The 16,574-nt window shown below is 67.6% G+C and carries 13 protein-coding genes, 1 pseudogene and 1 riboswitch; of the genes and pseudogenes, 9 read left to right on the forward strand and 5 right to left on the reverse strand.

The window, feature by feature from the left end; all coding sequences use genetic code 11:
• The first annotated feature begins 73 nt into the window (after window positions 1-73).
• From ACIIOY_RS16445 to ACIIOY_RS16455, 3 genes are all read left to right on the forward strand, one after another.
• Window positions 74-409 (forward strand): hypothetical protein, encoded by a 336-nt coding sequence (locus tag ACIIOY_RS16445; protein WP_411035759.1) that lies wholly within the window; start codon window positions 74-76, stop codon window positions 407-409.
• A 66-nt stretch (window positions 410-475) separates the two neighbouring features.
• Window positions 476-1,849: a class II 3-deoxy-7-phosphoheptulonate synthase gene (locus tag ACIIOY_RS16450; protein WP_411035760.1), complete on the forward strand. Its 1,374-nt coding sequence runs from the start codon at window positions 476-478 to the stop codon at window positions 1,847-1,849.
• A 121-nt stretch (window positions 1,850-1,970) separates the two neighbouring features.
• Window positions 1,971-2,366: a GFA family protein gene (locus tag ACIIOY_RS16455; RefSeq protein WP_411035761.1), complete on the forward strand. Its 396-nt coding sequence runs from the start codon at window positions 1,971-1,973 to the stop codon at window positions 2,364-2,366.
• A 6-nt stretch (window positions 2,367-2,372) separates the two neighbouring features.
• Here ACIIOY_RS16455 and ACIIOY_RS16460 read toward each other — a convergent pair whose 3' ends face one another.
• From ACIIOY_RS16460 to ACIIOY_RS16470, 3 genes are all read right to left on the reverse strand, one after another.
• Window positions 2,373-4,079 (reverse strand): pilus assembly protein TadG-related protein, encoded by a 1,707-nt coding sequence (locus ACIIOY_RS16460; protein ID WP_411035762.1) that lies wholly within the window; start codon window positions 4,077-4,079, stop codon window positions 2,373-2,375.
• A 1-nt stretch (window position 4,080) separates the two neighbouring features.
• Window positions 4,081-4,503, reverse strand: a complete 423-nt coding sequence (locus tag ACIIOY_RS16465) for a TadE/TadG family type IV pilus assembly protein (RefSeq protein ID WP_411035763.1) — start codon at window positions 4,501-4,503, stop codon at window positions 4,081-4,083.
• A gap of 146 nt (window positions 4,504-4,649) precedes the next feature.
• Complete coding sequence (locus ACIIOY_RS16470; RefSeq protein WP_411035872.1) at window positions 4,650-6,572, reverse strand: LTA synthase family protein; 1,923 nt, start codon at window positions 6,570-6,572, stop codon at window positions 4,650-4,652.
• A 302-nt stretch (window positions 6,573-6,874) separates the two neighbouring features.
• Between ACIIOY_RS16470 and ACIIOY_RS16475 the strand changes: the two genes are divergently transcribed.
• Together ACIIOY_RS16475 and ACIIOY_RS16480 are read left to right on the forward strand one after the other, a co-directional pair.
• A complete protein-coding gene (locus ACIIOY_RS16475) occupies window positions 6,875-8,554 on the forward strand; it encodes an NAD+ synthase (protein WP_411035764.1) in 1,680 nt (559 codons plus the stop codon).
• Window positions 8,555-8,558: 4 nt separating this feature from the next.
• The gene (locus ACIIOY_RS16480; RefSeq protein ID WP_411035765.1) at window positions 8,559-9,386 is read left to right on the forward strand and encodes a TolB family protein; all 828 of its coding nucleotides are present in this window, start codon (window positions 8,559-8,561) and stop codon (window positions 9,384-9,386) included.
• On the opposite strand, the gene ACIIOY_RS16485 is transcribed toward ACIIOY_RS16480, so the two are convergent.
• A complete protein-coding gene (locus ACIIOY_RS16485) occupies window positions 9,383-10,417 on the reverse strand; it encodes a LacI family DNA-binding transcriptional regulator (protein WP_411035766.1) in 1,035 nt (344 codons plus the stop codon). The genes ACIIOY_RS16480 and ACIIOY_RS16485 overlap by 4 nt on opposite strands.
• Before the next feature lie 93 nt (window positions 10,418-10,510).
• Between ACIIOY_RS16485 and ACIIOY_RS16490 the strand changes: the two genes are divergently transcribed.
• The 3 genes and pseudogenes from ACIIOY_RS16490 to bluB all read left to right on the forward strand — a co-directional run.
• Window positions 10,511-11,707: a phytanoyl-CoA dioxygenase family protein gene (locus ACIIOY_RS16490; RefSeq protein WP_411035767.1), complete on the forward strand. Its 1,197-nt coding sequence runs from the start codon at window positions 10,511-10,513 to the stop codon at window positions 11,705-11,707.
• Between the two features lie 76 nt (window positions 11,708-11,783).
• Entirely contained in the window at window positions 11,784-12,602 is an 819-nt protein-coding gene (locus ACIIOY_RS16495) for an SDR family oxidoreductase (RefSeq protein ID WP_411035768.1), read from the forward strand.
• Window positions 12,603-12,658: 56 nt separating this feature from the next.
• A riboswitch (cobalamin riboswitch) is annotated at window positions 12,659-12,876 on the forward strand.
• A 45-nt stretch (window positions 12,877-12,921) separates the two neighbouring features.
• Window positions 12,922-13,593: pseudogene (bluB, locus tag ACIIOY_RS16500) on the forward strand (5,6-dimethylbenzimidazole synthase); the annotation flags it as partial.
• A 19-nt stretch (window positions 13,594-13,612) separates the two neighbouring features.
• Here bluB and ACIIOY_RS16505 read toward each other — a convergent pair.
• Window positions 13,613-14,722, reverse strand: coding sequence for a DUF2865 domain-containing protein (locus ACIIOY_RS16505; protein WP_411035769.1), 1,110 nt, complete (start codon window positions 14,720-14,722; stop codon window positions 13,613-13,615).
• A 250-nt stretch (window positions 14,723-14,972) separates the two neighbouring features.
• On the opposite strand from ACIIOY_RS16505, the gene ACIIOY_RS16510 reads away from it, so the two are divergent.
• Window positions 14,973-16,550, forward strand: coding sequence for an ABC-F family ATP-binding cassette domain-containing protein (locus ACIIOY_RS16510; protein ID WP_411035770.1), 1,578 nt, complete (start codon window positions 14,973-14,975; stop codon window positions 16,548-16,550).
• The last annotated feature ends 24 nt before the right edge of the window (window positions 16,551-16,574 follow it).

Raw genomic sequence — 16,574 nt, forward strand, 5'->3', positions numbered from 1 at the left:
CATTTTCGCATCTACGATCGCAGGGCCGCGCTCGCTACGTCATGGCAGACACCGAAAGATCAGGAGCTTTGCCATGAGCCCGGAATGGATGATCGCCTTCGAGAACATGCGCGCGGCGGGCGGCCGGCGCGAGGCGGGCCCGCTTGCCGATCCCCTGGAACGGGAGGAGTGGGGGGGCCTGCAATGGGCAGCCGGCCTGCTCTGCCGGCTGCTGGGCGGGCGCCGCATGCGGGGCCCGGCGCCTTCCGGAACGGACTTTTCCGACCGGATGCCCGCGCATGACGCGGCTTCGCACGGCTTGCGGCCCGATGCCGCCGGCCGGGCGGATTTTTCGGCGGCGGCGGGCCGCCGCAAATGCGTCGCCGTCGCTGGAACTGCGGCTATGCAAGAACCATCTAACGGTTTATAAGCCCGCATCTTCAAACGAAGGGGCGTCCGCCGCTCTTGCGGGCGCTTTCCAGGACAGGTGAGTATCATGGCACAGAATTGGACGCCGAGCAGCTGGCGGGAAAAGCCCATCCAGCAGGTTCCGGATTACCCCGATCTCGCCGCATTGGCGGCGACCGAAGAGCGCCTCGCGAAGTTTCCGCCGCTCGTCTTCGCCGGTGAGGCGCGGCGCCTGAAATCGGCGCTTGCGAACGTCGCCGAGGGCAAGGGTTTCCTGCTGCAGGGCGGCGATTGCGCCGAGAGCTTCGCCGAGCACGGTGCCGATACGATCCGCGACTTCTTCCGCGCCTTCCTCCAGATGGCCGTCGTGCTGACGTTCGGCGCGCAGCAGCCCGTGGTGAAGGTCGGGCGCATCGCCGGCCAGTTCGCCAAGCCGCGCTCCTCGGGCATCGAGAAGCAGGGCGACGTGACGCTGCCCTCCTACCGCGGCGACATCATCAACGGCATCGAGTTCACGGAAGAGGCCCGCATTCCGAACCCGGAACGCCAGATCATGGCCTACCGCCAGTCCGCCGCCACGCTGAACCTGCTGCGCGCCTTCGCCATGGGCGGCTATGCCAATCTCGACAACGTGCACCAGTGGATGCTCGGCTTCGTCAAGGATTCGCCGCAGGCCGAGCGCTACCGCAAGCTCGCCGACCGGATTTCCGAGACGATGGACTTCATGAAGGCCATCGGCATCACCTCGGAGAACCATCCGAGCCTGCGCGAGACGGATTTCTTCACCAGCCACGAGGCGCTGCTGCTCGGTTACGAGCAGGCGCTGACCCGCGTCGATTCGACCTCGGGCGACTGGTACGCGACCTCCGGCCACATGATCTGGATCGGCGACCGCACGCGCCAGCCAGACCATGCGCATATTGAATATTGCCGCGGCATCAAGAACCCGATCGGCCTCAAGTGCGGCCCGTCGCTGACCAGCGACGGCCTCCTCGAACTGATCGACCTGCTCAACCCGGCCAACGAGGCGGGCCGCCTGACGCTGATCTGCCGCTTCGGCCACGACAAGGTCGCCGAGAACCTGCCGCGCCTTATCCGCGCCGTCGAGCGGGAGGGCAAGAAGGTCGTGTGGTCCTGCGATCCGATGCACGGCAATACGATCACGCTCAACAACTACAAGACCCGCCCGTTCGAGCGGATCCTGTCGGAAGTGGAGAGCTTCTTCCAGATCCACCGCGCCGAAGGCACGCATCCGGGCGGCATCCATATCGAGATGACCGGCAACGACGTGACGGAATGCACGGGCGGCGCGCGGGCGCTGTCGGGCGACGACCTCGCCGACCGCTACCACACCCATTGCGACCCGCGCCTCAATGCCGACCAGGCGCTCGAGCTCGCCTTCCTTCTCGCCGAGCGCATGAAGGGCGGCCGCGACGAGAAGCGCATGGTGGTGAACGGCTGATCGCCTTCCGTTCACGCTTCGGTTCCGTAGATTAGCGGGGCTGATGCAAGCATTCAGAAACGTGAATTTGACAGGACCGGGCCGGCTCGCAAAGCTGGCCCGGTTTCGTCCGGGAGGAAGAATGAGCGAGGAACATACGGGGCATTGCCTGTGCGGCGCGGTGCGCTTCCGCACCGTCGGGCCCCTGCGCGAGGTCATCGCCTGTCATTGTAGCCAGTGCCGGCGGCAGACGGGCCATCACTATGCCGCGACCAACGTGAAGGACGTGGGGCTGACGGTGGAGGGCGGCGAGAACGTCACCTGGTACAGGGCGAGCGACACGGCGAGCCGCGGCTTCTGCCGCATCTGCGGCTCCGCGCTGTTCTGGAAGGGCGACGGCTCGGACTATACCTCGGTGATGGCCGGAACCTTCGACCTGCCGACGGGGCTGAAGATCGGCGTGCACATCTACTGCGCCGACAAAGGCGATTACTACGAGATCGACGACGGCCTGCCGCAATACGCCCAGAACCGGTGAGCGGCCCTACTGGACGAGGGCGGGGCGCTGGCAGGCCACGCCGGTCACGCGGATGTCCGCCTCGCCGACCTTTACGCCGACGGCAAGCAGCAGGTTGTAGAGCAGCTCATCTATGGCGGGCGTCACCGTGCCGAGCGTCGAGGCGAGCGCGGCGGTGATCGCCTTCGGCGTGCCGAGGGTGAGGAAGAGGATCTGGATGTCGAGGTCGAGCTTCTCCAGGAGGCTCTTCGTCGCCGAGGTCAGCGTGTCGCGCGTCGAGACGGTTTTCGTCTCGCGGGCGGCGATCTGCGTCGGGGAGAAGGAGAGGCGGGTCTTGCCGAGGTTCTTGGCCTCGACATGGGCGATCGCGTCGATGTTGAGGAGCGCCGAATCGACGATGCGGGCCTTCTTCACGCGCGGCTCGTCGGAAAAGTCGGACAGCACCGCGGGATCCACCTTGCCGACGGCGATTTCCGCGACGCCGGGGACGGCGTCGATCGATACGCTGGCGTTGGCCGGCGCGCCGCCGAGGCAGCGTATGTCGGCAAGCTTCGCCTCGGAGGCGGCGACCTCCACATAGAGCGGCAGCTTTATCCTCAGGTTGGCAAGCGCGGCGAGGCCGTCGATGCCGATCTCCACCGCAAGCCGCGTCTGGGTGCTGCGCACGGCGCTGCCCGGCGCGCCGAGCCGGTGGGCGGGCGTTTCGGCCGGCGGCTCGCCGATCGCAAGGCGCACGCTGACGGAGGCGAGCCCGGGCAGGGCGGCGCCGAGGTCGAGGGCCACCTGGTTCCCGCCGTTGGCAAGCGCCGCCGCGGCCGTGACCATCTGCAAGGCATTGACCGCCATCTGCCAGTCGCCGCCCGTCGCAACGGCAAGGCCCTTCTTGGGATCGAGGTTGAGGATGCGGGAGAGCGGCAGCTTCACCGCGGAGCCGGCCGTCGCCTTCTCGATCGCGTGGAGGGCGGAGCGCACGGGACCGGAAAGGCCCTGGACGGCGCGCATGGAGGCGAGGACCTGCGGCATGGTGAGGTCGGCGTCCAGCACCTCTTCATAGGTCGCCGCCGTGAGGTTCAGGTCCGTCGCGACCGCCCCGAGGAACGGCCGGATCGCGATGTCGGCGTCCGCCAGCGCCTCGTAGTCCATCAGCTTGAGCGAAAGGCTGGTGCCGAGAAGCTTGCCGAGCAGCGCGTTGAGGACGCCGTCGTTGAGGCTCGCAAGCCGCGTTCCGATGGAGAAGGCGGCGAGCTTCGTGCGGGAGGCGGAGCCCGTCGCGGAAAGGTGCGGCGGTTTCGGCATGAACATCGCGGCGAGAAAGAGGTCGGCGGGGCGCGAGAGGGTCACGCGGGCGGCGTCGGCGTCGGCGCCCGCCGGCCTGAAGCGCTCCTCGGGCGCGATGTGCGGATCGGCGACGTAGCGGCCGCGCTCGACGCTTGCGGTGGCGGCGTTGAGGTGCAGCGAGGCGGACGCCGGTATCGTCACGCCGTTCCCGCCGGTGACGGCGACGGGAAGGTTGTTGAGCGCGAAATAGGCGGCCGCCGCCTTTTCCGCCTCGGCGATGTCGGATGCGGCGGCGATGGCGGCAAGGTCGGCGGCGGCCTGCAACTGGCGCTGCTGCACGGTTAGGTAGCCGTAGTCGACGCCGAGGGCGAGGGAGAAGACCATCAGCGGCAGGCTGAGGGCGGCGAGCGTGCCGATATTGCCGGAACGGTCGGCGAGGAGGCCGGGGCGCTTCATGTCACAGCCCTCCCACGCGCACCGTCGCGTAGCGCTCGATCTTCTCGTGCGGCAGCGCGAAGGTGAAGAGCTTCCAGATCGGCAGGTCGCTGGAATCGTAGGAGACCGTCACGGTGAACTGCTCGGGATTGCCGGGATCGTCGGTGACGACGACCTGCATCTTCGCCCGGTTGATGAAGGAATAGTCGAGGCGCGAGGCGTGGAGGTAGCGGTTGACGAGCGTGACGCGCTCGGCCGGGTTGAGGCCGGCGACCGCCGTGCGGGCCGCGTCGGCGGCAATCTGCTGCACCGAATGGGTGACGGAAAGATAGATGCCGTAGGCGATGAGGGTGAAGAGCGCGAGGAAGAACAGCGGCGCGATGATCGCGAATTCCAGCGCCGACGTGCCGGCGCGGTCCTTCGACAGGCGGGTGAGGGCGTGCATGACATCTCCTCTTCGGATCGTCTGAGGACAAGGCGTTCCCGCATCCAAAAAGGATGCACCTTTATCGTGCACCCGGAGTCTTAATTTCTCCTATAGATTGATTTAGGCGGGTTTGCGCCTATCCGCGGTTGCGTCCGGTTGTGGTGTCAGAAGCCCGCGGCCATCAGCTCGGCATGGGAATCAAAGAAGCGTTCGAGGCCGTACTGCTTGCCGAACATGATGTCGTGCTGCAGGAAGCGGAAATCGCGCACCAGCGGGTCGATCGTCTTCTTGCGGGCCCAGTCGGCCGTCGCCTTACCGTTGGCGTCGATCAGCATGTAGCGGTCGATGACGCGCAGCTTGTCGTGCACCGCGCCGAGGAAGCCGGTGTAGTAGGGATGCTCGTAGCCTGCCTCCTTGAGGATGTGGTAGGACAGGAACGCCGGGCTGATCGTGCCGACCTCCTTCTCGACGCCGGTCTTGTTCGACCAGATGACGAGCGGGGTCTCGTGCTCCTTCTTCATCTGCTCGGGCGTGCCCTTGCGCGAGGCAGTGATGCCCTTCATGTAGCCGGAGTTCTTGTAGACCGTGTTGAGCGGCGGCAGGTGGTCGCCGAAGACGACGATGATCGTCTCGCGGTCGCGCTTCCTCGCCCAGTCCATCAGCATCTTCAGGCTCTTGTCGGCCTCCTTCACGCCCTGGGCGTAGCTCGCCAGCATGCGGGTGTCGCGGGCGTCGAGGCTGCCGTCGACCTTGACGTCGGTCTTGGCGTAGCGGCCGTCGTCATAGGGGCCGTGGCCCTGGAGCGTGACGGTGAAGAAGAAGAACGGGTTCTCCTGCATGTCCGCCTGGCGGATGATCTCCTTGGTCAGCGCCTCGTCCGAGGTGAAGTTGCCGCGTTTTGCGAGCGGCGGCATCTTGTCGACGTCCTTGAAGGTCTCGAAGCCGAAGGCCTTGTAGACGCTCCTGCGGTTCCAGAACCAGCCGGAGAACGGATGGATGGCGCGTGCCGTGTAGCCTTCCGCCCGGAAGAACGTCGCGAGCGAGGGGATCGGCTTGCGCACGTACTGCTGGTAGGGAATGCTGCCCGTCGGCAGGAAGGCGTTGGAAAATCCGGTCAGCGCCTCGAACTCGACATTGGCGGTGAGGCCGCCGAATTCTGGCGAGAAGACGTTGCCGCTTTGGTTCTTGCGGATGACGGGCATCGGGTCGGGCGACAGCTTCACGCTCTGGATGCGCGTCGGATCCCACAGCGACTCGCTCATGACGACGATGACGTCGGGCTTGGAGCGGTGCGTCGTGCCGGCCGGCATGGGCTTGGACGGGATCTTGTCGATGGCGTCGATCATGTAGCCGGCCGGCGCCTGCACGTTGGCCATCGGCAGGTTGATGGCAAACGCCATGACGAAGCCGTTGTGGCGGTAGTTCTCCGCCTGGTCCCACATGATCGGGAAGACCTTGAGCCGGTCGCGGATCCAGGAGAACTCGTTGTAGTCCATGATGGAGACGAAGCCGGCGATGAGCGGCAGGGCGACGGCGAGCCGCGTCAGGCGTTCCCTCTTCGTCAGCGGCCGGAAGCGGCGCCAGGCGAAGATCCAGAGGCCGACGAGGCCGACGACGGCGGCGACGACGGCGAGCGCGAGGCCTGCGGCCGTCCACGGCCGGTCCTGCACCAGCACCGGCATCAGCTCCAGGATCTGGCGGCCGAAGAGCAGGTCGGTCGGATAGAGCGGGTCGGTGAGGAAAACCTGCTTCTGCTGCGAGATGACGCCCATCAGCATGACGAGCGGCGAGACGAGCAGGACGGCCTTGTGCTGCCGGCCGATCAGCGCGTCGATGGCGAGATAGACCAGGAAGAACAGGCCCGTGGTGGTCCAGCCGGGCTGCTGGAGATTGGTCAGGTAGGCATAGGTCTGCTGGAGCGAGCCGCGCGTGATGAGCTCGATGACGGCGACGGTGGCAAGGGCAAGAAGGCCGGAGACGGCGAGCGAGCGCAGAACGGCGAACGTCTTGGCGTGGCGGGCGAGGAAGCCTGTCTCGACGGCAAGTCCTTCGGTGGCTTCGATCGCCACGGCTGCGGGAGTGAACAAGGCCAAGGCCGTCTCCAAACTTCATAAAACTTTCGTGTATCTGTCATACGGCTGTCATCTTGAACAGGAGATGAACGTTTCCCGCAACGTTCTTCCCGTCCTTTGGTTCCTCCTGTTGCATTGTCGCAATGGTGTGCGGAACCCGCTGAAAAACGAGCGTTTTTGCCGAAAGCGCAGGCAATTGCCCCGCTCTTCATTCCCAAAGCGTCCGGCATGCTCTAAAGAGCGTATCGACCGTCCGCAGTTTCCTGCCGCTTTGCACGGGGAAACGGCGGACACGAGCAGGAGACGGGCCCGCAGACATGACTTCCGACACTGAAAAGGCGACGCTGCGCATCGCCGTCGCGCAATTGAACCCGACCGTCGGCGACGTGGCCGGCAACCTCGCCAGGGCGCGCGCCGCCCGCGAGGACGCCGCTCGTCAGGGCGCCGACCTGCTGCTTCTGACGGAGCTCTTCATTTCCGGCTATCCGCCGGAGGACCTCGTGCTCAAGCCCGCCTTCCTGAAGGCCTGCCGCCGCGCGATCGACGATCTTGCCGCCGACACCGCCGATGGCGGGCCGGGCGTCGTCGTCGGCTTTCCGCGGCAGGACGAGACGGGGCGCTACAACGCCGTCGCCGTGCTCGACGGCGGCAAGGTGAGCGCGATCCGCGACAAGGTGGACCTGCCGAACTACGGCGAGTTCGACGAGAAGCGCGTCTTCGACCAGGGCGCCATGCCCGGCCCGGTCAATTTCCGCGGCGTGCGGCTCGGCATTCCGATCTGCGAGGACATCTGGGGCGAGCTCGGCGTCTGCGAGACGCTGGCCGAGAGCGGCGCGGAAATCCTCATCTCGCCGAACGGGTCCCCCTATTATCGCGGCAAGGTGGACGTGCGCCATCAGGTGGTGCTGAAACAGGTCATCGAGACCGGCCTGCCGCTCCTCTACGCCAACCAGCTCGGCGGCCAGGACGAGCTCGTCTTCGACGGGGCGAGCTTCGCCTTCAACGCGGACAAGACGCTCGCCTTCCAGATGAGCCAGTTCGAGGAGACGGTCGCGCTCACCACCTGGAAGAGGGCGGGCGAGGGCTGGGTCTGCGACGGCGGGCCGATGTCGCGCATTCCCGAGCGCGAGGAGGCGGACTACCGCGCCTGCCTCCTCGGCTTCCGCGACTACGTCAACAAGAACGGCTTCAAGAACGTGGTGCTCGGCCTTTCCGGCGGCATCGACTCGGCGATCTGCGCCGCCATCGCCGTCGATGCGCTCGGCGAGGAGCGGGTGCGCTGCGTGATGCTGCCCTACCGCTACACGTCCGGGGATTCGCTGAAGGACGCGGCCGATTGCGCCAGGGCGCTCGGCTGCCGCTACGACGTCGTGCCGATCGAGGCGCCGGTGGCCGGCTTCCTTTCCTCGCTCTCCGAGCTTTTCGAGGGGACCGAGGAGGGCATCACGGAGGAGAACCTCCAGAGCCGCGCGCGCGGCACGATCCTCATGGCCATCTCCAACAAGTTCGGCTCGATGGTCGTCACCACCGGCAACAAGTCGGAAATGTCGGTCGGCTACGCCACGCTCTACGGCGACATGAACGGCGGCTTCAACCCGATCAAGGACCTCTACAAGATGCAGGTCTACGCGCTGTCGCGCTGGCGCAACGAACATGTGCCGCCGGGCGCGCTCGGCCCTTCCGGCGAGGTCATCCCGAGAAACATCATCGACAAGGCGCCGTCCGCGGAGCTTCGCCCCAACCAGACCGACCAGGATTCCCTGCCGCCCTATCCGGTGCTCGACGACATCCTCGAATGCCTCGTCGAGAAGGAGATGAGCACGGAGGAGATCGTCGCGCGCGGCCACGATGCGGCGACCGTGCACCGGGTCGAGCACCTGCTCTACATCGCCGAATACAAGCGCCGCCAGTCGGCCCCCGGCGTGAAGATCACCCGGAAGAATTTCGGCCGCGACCGGCGCTACCCGATCACCAACCGGTTCCGGGACCGAGGCTGAGGCCATGCGCAGCTCGGTCGAAATCCACAACATCGCGACCGGCAAGACGCGGGTCGTGTGGCAGACGGAGCGGCTGGTCGAGGCGCCGAATTTCTCGCGGGACGGGCGGTTCCTGATCGTCAACGGCGACGGGCTCATCTATCGCCTTGCGCTTAACGGCGGCGGGCCGGTGCGGATCGACACGGGCTTTGCCACGCGCTGCAACAACGACCACGGGCTCTCGCCGGACGGCAGCCTGCTGGCGATCAGCGACAAGGCGGAGTTCGGCAAGTCGGCGGTCTACGTGCTGCCCGCCGAAGGCGGCACGCCGCGGCTGGTGACGCCGAACCTGCCGTCCTACTGGCACGGCTGGTCGCCGGATGGCGGAACGCTCGCCTATTGCGGCATCCGCGACGACCTCTTCGACATCTTCACGATCCCGGTCGCGGGCGGCGCGGAACGGCGGCTGACCTTCGGCGAGGGGCGCAACGACGGGCCGGATTATTCGGCGGACGGCGGATGGATCTATTTCAACTCCAGCCGCACCGGCCGCATGCAGATCTGGCGGGTGCGGCCGGACGGCAGCGCACCGACGCGCATCACCGACAGCCCCTATGGCGACTGGTTCCCGCATCCCTCGCCGGACGGAAGGCACCTTCTCGTCCTCTCCTATGACGGCGACGTCGTCGATCATCCGCGCGACCTCGATGTGCGGCTGCGGCTGATGGACGTCGACGGCGGCAACGCGCGGATTCTCTTCGGCCTTTTCGGCGGGCAGGGCACGATGAACGTGCCGAACTGGTCGCCGGACGGGACGGAATTCGCCTTCGTGCGCTATGCGCCGGCCGCCTAACGCAGGAAATCGGCCGGAATGTTGAAGGGCGTTATCACCTCCACGGCGGAAAGCCGCGCGGGGCTGGCGGCGGCCCGTGGGCGCTTGCGGGCGAGCATGGCGCGAAACACCTGCCGCACGTCCGTCCGCAGGTCGTGGTGCAGCACGAAGGAGAGCTTCCCGCTTCTCAGCAGGTCGAGGTTCTCCGCGTCGAGGTCGTGCGCGACATAGACGCGGCACGGCCGGCCGGCAACCTCGAAGGCCGAAAGCACGGCCTGGTTGCCGCCGCCGATCGAATAGACGCCGGCTATGTCGGGATGCCGCGCGAGGGCGGCGGCAACGAGCGCGCCCGTCGCAGCGTCGCGGCCGAACCCTTCGCTGACCTCGACGATGCCGATCTCCGGATAGCGCTCGCGCATCAGCCGGCGAAAACCGATCTCGCGCTCCTCCTCGCCGCGGAAGCGGTTGGAGCTGAGCGTGACGAGGATGCGCAGGGTCTCGCCCCTCAGCCGCTCGCCGACGAGATAGGCCGCGGTTTCCCCCGCCGCCCGGTTGTCCGCGCCGGCATAGGCGGCGCGCGGCGTGTTCGGCAGGTCCGTCACCAGCGTCACGACCGGGATGCGCGCCGCCTCCAGCCGTTCGACGGCGCCCGCCACCTCGGGCACGTCCGGCGCCTTGAGCACGACGCCGTCGGTGCCGCGCAGCCGGATGCGGTCGAGGACCTGCGCCATGTCCGCGGGACGGATGACCTCGGCGAAATGGAAGCGGGCGCGGAAGACGGTGGTGCCGAAGGCCCCGGCCTCGCTTTCGAAGGCGCGCCGCACGGCGCTGGTGAAGCGGTCCGGCGCCTCCATCACCACGTCGATGGCGTGGACGCGGGCAGGGCTTTCGTGGCCGGCCTCCTGGAGGCGCTCCAGCTCCTCGACGGCGGCGCGCACGCGGGCGGCGGTCTGCCGGCGCACGCCCGGCCGGCCGTTCAGCACGCGGTCGACCGTCGCGGTGCTGAGGCCGGCCTGGAAGGCGATGTCCTTGACGAGGAAGGGATGGGCCATGGTGCTTCTGATGGTTTTTTGATGGTTTCCCGATCTACCTCGGATCGTGCCCTGCCGTATAGTTCCTTCATTCGATCCGGGAGGAGGAACCCCATGAAGACCGACAATCTTGCGAAACTGCGCGGCGACCGCGTGTTCCTGAGCGTCGAGGCCTGCGACATCGCCGATTTCGCGACCGAGGTGCAGCGCACGACCTCGCTTTCCGATTATCCGAACGCGGCTTCGGTCGAGAAGAACGTGCTGATCTACGATTCCGAGGCCGTCGTTGCCGCGGCCGCCGCCGGCCGGGACAGCCGCCGGGCGATCCTTTCGGAAATCTGCGATGCCTTTGCCGACGGTCCGGGCGTGATCGTCTTCAAGCAGGCCTATGCGGATCTTTCCGTCATCGACCGGGCTTCGGCCATCTTCGATGCGATCATCGAGGCGCAGCGCCGCGAAAACACCGGCGGCGGCGACCATTTCGCCAAGCCCGGCGCGAACGACCGCATCTGGAACTCGCTGGAGAAGCATTGCCTCGCCGATCCGCAGAACTTTGCCCGGTACTACGGCAACGCCGTCGTCGCGCTGGTCAGCGAGGCCTGGCTCGGCCCGCACTATCAGATGACGGCGCAGGTCAACCGGGTCAACCCGGGCGGGGCGGCGCAATCGGCGCACCGCGACTACCATCTCGGCTTCCAGACGCAGGCGGAGATCGAGCGCTTCCCGGCCCATGTGCACCGCCTTTCGCCGGTGCTTACCCTGCAGGGAGCCGTCGCCCACTGCGACATGCCGCTTGAAAGCGGGCCGACGCTCTTCCTGCCGTTCAGCCAGACCTACGAGCCCGGCTACCTCGCGCTGAAGCGGCCGGAATTCCGCGACTATTTCGACGCGCATCATGTCCAGCTGCCGCTGGAAAAGGGCGACGCCGTGTTCTTCAACCCGGCGCTCTTCCACGCCGCGGGCACGAACAGTTCCGCCGACATCCGGCGCGTCGCGAACCTGCTCCAGGTCTCCTCCGCCTTCGGGCGCGCCATGGAGACGGTGAACCGGCAGCGCATGTCGGCGGCGCTCTATCCGGCGCTGAAGGCGTTGCGCGATGCCGGCGCGATCAGCGACGCGGAGGCGGAGAACGCGATCGCCAGCACGGCGGAAGGCTATTCCTTCCCGACCAATCTCGACCGCGATCCTCCGATCGGCGGCCTGGCGCCGAAGACCCAGGCGGCATTGATGCGCGAAGCGCTGGCCGAAGGCTGGGAGGCGGAAAAATTCGAAAAAGCGCTTCAGGAACAGTCCGAAAGGCGCGTGAGCTGACAAATCGAATCATCCGGATCGAAGGCTCCTCCGAAGCTCGGAGGGGCCCGAACCGCTTTATGGAGGGAGGAATGCGATGAGCAACGGTGCACGGCTGGACGGCAGGATCGCCGTCGTGACGGGAGGAACGCAGGGGCTGGGCGCAACGATCGCCCGGCTGTTTGCCGAGCGCGGCGCGGCGGGCCTCGTCATCTGCGGCCGCAACGCCGGAAAGGGCGAGGCGAAGGCCGCCGAGATCTACGACGGGACGGGCGTGAAGACGGTCTATGTGCGGGCGGACCTCGAAAGGGTCGAGGACGCGCGGGCGGTGATCGCCGCCGCCGACAACGCCTTCGGCCGCGTGGACGCGCTGGTGAACGCCGCGGCCATCACCGACCGCGGCACGATCCTCGACACGAGCCCGGAGCTCTTCGACCGGATGTTCGCGGTCAACGTGCGTGCGCCGTTCTTCCTGATGCAGGAGGCGATCAGGGTGATGCGGCGGGAGAGGATAGAAGGCACGATCGTCAATATCGGCTCGATGTCGGCCAGGGCCGGCCAGCCGTTCATCGCCGCCTATTGCGCCTCCAAGGGCGCGCTGGAGACGCTGACCAGGAACACGGCCTATGCGGTCCTGCGCAACCGCATCCGCGTCAACGGCCTCAATATCGGCTGGATGGCCTCGGAAGGCGAGGACCGCATCCAGCGCGAATACCACGGTGCGGCCGACGACTGGCTGGCGAAGGCGGCGGCGGCGCAGCCCTTCGGGCGCCTGGTCGATCCGGCGGAGGTGGCGCGCGCCTGCGCCTATCTTTCCTCGGAGGAGTCCGGCCTGATGACGGGCTCGGTCATCTGTTTCGACCAGTCGATCTGGGGTGCCTACGACGCTTCGCCCCATCCGGCCGCGCCGCTCTGAGGCGTTTTCGGACAGGCGTGCGGTGCGGCCGGGCTTGCTCGCGCGCGAAAGCCGTGCGCATATCCCTTCCGTCAGGTGCCCGCTTTGCGGGAGAATCGGGAATCCGGTGCGGGGCAGACCCCAGGTCCGGAACGTGCCCAACGCTGTGACGGGGATGACGTGCGCCGCAAAGCTTGAATCGATTCAAGCTTTTGCCACTGGCTTTTCAACCGGGAAGGCAGGCGCTCGCTGCGGGAACCGAAGTCAGAAGACCGGCCTGGCGAGATAGACCGGACCGCGCGGACGGCGGCAGGTTGTGCGCATTGTTGGGGAGATGACGATGCGAACCGAACCCTGGGACCATCTGGTCCGGGCGGGCGCCTTTCCGCACGCGGACAGGCAGGCCGTCTACCGCGCCATCGAAACGCGCCGCGACGTGCGCGACGAGTTTCTGGCCGATCCTCTGCCGGACGACCTCGTCCGCCGCCTGCTGCATGCCGCGCACAGCGCGCCTTCGGTGGGCTTCATGCAGCCGTGGAATTTCCTCATCGTGCGCAGCGAGGCGACGCGGCGCGCCGTGCATGCGGCCTTCCTCAAGGCCAATGCCGAGGCGGCGGCGATGTTCGAGGGCGGGCGGCAGGCGCAGTACCGGGCGCTGAAGCTCGAAGGCATCCTGAAGGCGCCGCTTTCCATCTGCGTGACCTGCGATCCGACGCGCGGCGGCAAGGTGGTGCTGGGACGCACGCACAATCCGCGCATGGACGTCTATTCCACGGTCTGCGCCGTGCAGAACCTGTGGCTCGCCGCGCGGGCTGAAGGGGTCGGCGTCGGCTGGGTCAGCATCTTCCACGACAGCGACATCCGGCAGATCCTCGGCATTCCTGAGCATGTCGAGATCGTCGCCTGGCTCTGCGTCGGTTTCGTGGACCGGCTCTACGCGGAGCCGGAGCTTGCCGTGAAGGGATGGCGGCAGCGCCTGCCGCTGGAGGACCTCGTGTTCGAGGAGCGCTGGCCGGACGGCGGAGCGGACGTCAGTCGACGCCGGCATCGGCCGGACGGCCGAGATCGATGGCGGTGGAGTTTTCCGGCAGGAAGACCGGGCCGACCGTACGCACCTTGCTCGTCGACGGATCGTAGACGCGTTCCTCGACCCTCGCCGGTGTCCCGGCCGCGGCTTCCTCCTTCTTCGGCAAGGTGCGGATGGTGGTGATCGAACCGCTCTGCTCGGCGCCGGCCCCGCCCGTGCTGGCGGTCTGCGTGCCATCGCCTTTCGCCGCCTTCCCGCGCTTGATCATTTCCTGATGGTAGGCGGCGAGATTGCAGCCGCAGGATCCCGGCTTGGAGAGATCGCGCGTGCGGTATGAGAAGGCGTTCGGCAGTTCGTAATAGGGGCGGCCGGTGACCGTCGAGGTCATCTGCTCGGTCTCCTCACCGTTCGTCATCGACTGGTAGAAGAGCTCCGTCTCGGTTTGCGGGCACATCATCGCGCAAACCTTCTGGTCGCGGCGGAAATCGAGCGGCGTGGCGCCGGAGGAGATCGGGAAGAAGCCGCCGTCGCAGGTGCGCACGCAGACGGTGCGCAGGTTCCCATGGCCGGAACTGCCGCCGAGGGAGCGCAGCTGCAGCCGCTCGCTGCCCTCCGGCGCCGTGCCGAGCGGCAGGGTGCGCGTCTCGTCGATCGTCCGCAGCGTCTCCGTCGCGGCGACCGGCGTCACCTTCGGCTTGCCGTTGCAGCCGTTCGTCTCCAGCGACGCTTTCAGCACGTTGCGCCTGCCTTGCGAGGCGCCGCCGCCGGAAAATTCGCGGCGCTTCTTGTCGAGAATCTGGAGGTTGCGCTCCATCTTGCCGATGACGGACGCGAGCGTGGCGCAGGCCTTCGCATTCGCGCCGCCGATGACGACGATGCTGCCCGACGAGCAGCCGAGGCGGCGCTGGTCGCTCTTCGCCTTGCGCAGCTGGATGTTCTGGCGGGTGATGGCGCCGGCATATTTGCGCGCGCTCGCCGTGTCGACGAGGACCTTCGGCATGTTCGCAAGCTCGGCCCGGATGCGCCCGCACACATCCGCCGCCGCCGTGCCGCCCGACAGAAGAAGCGGCAGGCCGGTTGCAATGGCAAGGAGAAGACGAGCGCGTCCCTTCAATTCCCGATCCCTGAACGCCTGGTGCTGCCGGCCGGCGCAGCCGATCCGATCGGCCCCTATCATAGGTCGTGCGGGGGCGCGCGCAACGTCCTCCCGCATTTGTGATTAACGGCGGCGGCACCGCTTGCCTTGCAAGGGCCACCATTCGGCTCTAGATACCGGCCGTCGTCAACGCCGACCGGATGGTGCACCATGGATTTCGACCCGACCGCAAACCGACTTCGCTTTGCCATCGGGGAAATCCGTATCCATGCCGCATTCCATCACGCTTTCCAAAATCACGTGGTCCACGCCTGACGGACACACGCTCCTTTCCGATATCGACCTGACCTTCGGGTCGGAGCGCGCCGGCCTCGTCGGCCGCAACGGCGTCGGCAAGACGACGCTGCTGAGGCTCATGACCGGCGATCTCATCCCGCAGGCCGGCGCCGTCACGGTCGACGGGACGCTCGGCTTCCTGCGCCAGAGCGTGCAGGTTGCGCCGGAGGAAACCGTCGCCGGCCTGTTCGGCGTCGGGAAGGCGCTCGATCTTCTTCGCCGGGCCGAGCGGGGCGAGGCGGAGGCGGACGACCTTGCCGAGGCCGACTGGACGCTGGAGACGCGGCTTACCGCCGCGCTCGCCCGCGTCGGGCTGGAGGCGGAGCCGGACACGCGGCTTGCCGCTCTTTCCGGCGGCCAGCATACGCGCGCGGCGCTGGCCGCGCTCGTCTTCCGCGAACCGGACTTCCTGCTGCTCGACGAGCCGACGAACAATCTCGACAGGGACGGGCGGCGCGCCGTCGTCGACATGCTGGCCGGCTGGCGGGCCGGCGCGATCGTCGTCAGCCACGACCGCGAACTGCTCGAGACCATGGACGCCATCGTCGAGCTGACGACGCTCGGCGCGGCGCGCTACGGCGGCAGCTGGAGCGCCTATCGCGAGCGCAAGGCGCTGGAGCTCGCGGCCGCGCACCGGGACCTCGCGGACGCGGAAAAGCAGGCGGCGGACGTGGCGCGCACCATGCAGACCATCGCGGAGCGCAAGGCGCGCAAGGACGGTGCGGGGCGTCGCAGGAAGGCGCGGGGCGACATTCCGCGCATCGTGCTCGGCGCGATGAAGGAGCGAAGCGAGCTGACGGGAGGCGCCCATGCGCGGCTCGCCGAAAGCCGGCAAGCCAAGGCGGCCGAAGCGGTCTCGGCGGCCCGCGAGCGCATCGAGATCCTCCAGCCGCTGACCGTCACGGTGCCGCCGACGCATCTTCCCGAAAGCCGGATGGTGCTGAGGATGGACGGCGTTACGGCCGGCCACCTGCCGGCGCGGCCCGTGATCCGCGATCTTTCCTTCGCCATGACCGGGCCGGAGCGCGTGGCGGTGACGGGGCCGAACGGTTCGGGCAAGACGACGTTCCTGGCGCTCGTCACCGGCCGGCTTCGACCCTGGCAGGGAAGCGTGCGGCGCTTCACCGACGTCGCCATGCTCGACCAGCGCGTGAGCCTGCTCGACCCCTTGCTGCCGATCCGCGACAACTTCCTGCGGATCAACCCGGAGGCGGACGAAAACGCCTGCCGTGCGGCGCTGGCGCGCTTCATGTTCCGCGCGGACGCCGCCTTGCAGGCCGCCGGCAGCCTCAGCGGCGGGCAGCTCCTGCGCGCCGGGCTTGCCTGCGTGCTCGGCGGCCCCAGGCCGCCGGCGCTTCTCATCCTCGACGAGCCGACGAACCATCTCGACATCGCCTCCATAGAGGCGGTGGAGGCGGGCTTGCGGGCCTATGACGGCGCGCTCCTCGTCGCCAGCCACGACGAGCCGTTCCTGGCGGCGATCGGCATCACGCGCCGGCTGGAGCTTTGAACGAGAACGGCCGCCGGAGCGGCG

The sequence above is a fragment of the Shinella agrisoli genome, assembly GCF_046557955.1.
Lineage (GTDB): Bacteria > Pseudomonadota > Alphaproteobacteria > Rhizobiales > Rhizobiaceae > Shinella.

Coding starts and splice junctions, on each gene's coding strand:
- ACIIOY_RS16445 (WP_411035759.1), top strand. CDS start 74: ATGAGCCCGGAATGGATGATCGCCTTCGAGAACATGCGCGCGGCGGGC.
- ACIIOY_RS16450 (WP_411035760.1), top strand. CDS start 476: ATGGCACAGAATTGGACGCCGAGCAGCTGGCGGGAAAAGCCCATCCAG.
- ACIIOY_RS16455 (WP_411035761.1), top strand. CDS start 1,971: ATGAGCGAGGAACATACGGGGCATTGCCTGTGCGGCGCGGTGCGCTTC.
- ACIIOY_RS16460 (WP_411035762.1), bottom strand. CDS start 4,079: ATGAAGCGCCCCGGCCTCCTCGCCGACCGTTCCGGCAATATCGGCACG.
- ACIIOY_RS16465 (WP_411035763.1), bottom strand. CDS start 4,503: ATGCACGCCCTCACCCGCCTGTCGAAGGACCGCGCCGGCACGTCGGCG.
- ACIIOY_RS16475 (WP_411035764.1), top strand. CDS start 6,875: ATGACTTCCGACACTGAAAAGGCGACGCTGCGCATCGCCGTCGCGCAA.
- ACIIOY_RS16480 (WP_411035765.1), top strand. CDS start 8,559: ATGCGCAGCTCGGTCGAAATCCACAACATCGCGACCGGCAAGACGCGG.
- ACIIOY_RS16485 (WP_411035766.1), bottom strand. CDS start 10,417: ATGGCCCATCCCTTCCTCGTCAAGGACATCGCCTTCCAGGCCGGCCTC.
- ACIIOY_RS16490 (WP_411035767.1), top strand. CDS start 10,511: ATGAAGACCGACAATCTTGCGAAACTGCGCGGCGACCGCGTGTTCCTG.
- ACIIOY_RS16495 (WP_411035768.1), top strand. CDS start 11,784: ATGAGCAACGGTGCACGGCTGGACGGCAGGATCGCCGTCGTGACGGGA.
- ACIIOY_RS16510 (WP_411035770.1), top strand. CDS start 14,973: ATGCCGCATTCCATCACGCTTTCCAAAATCACGTGGTCCACGCCTGAC.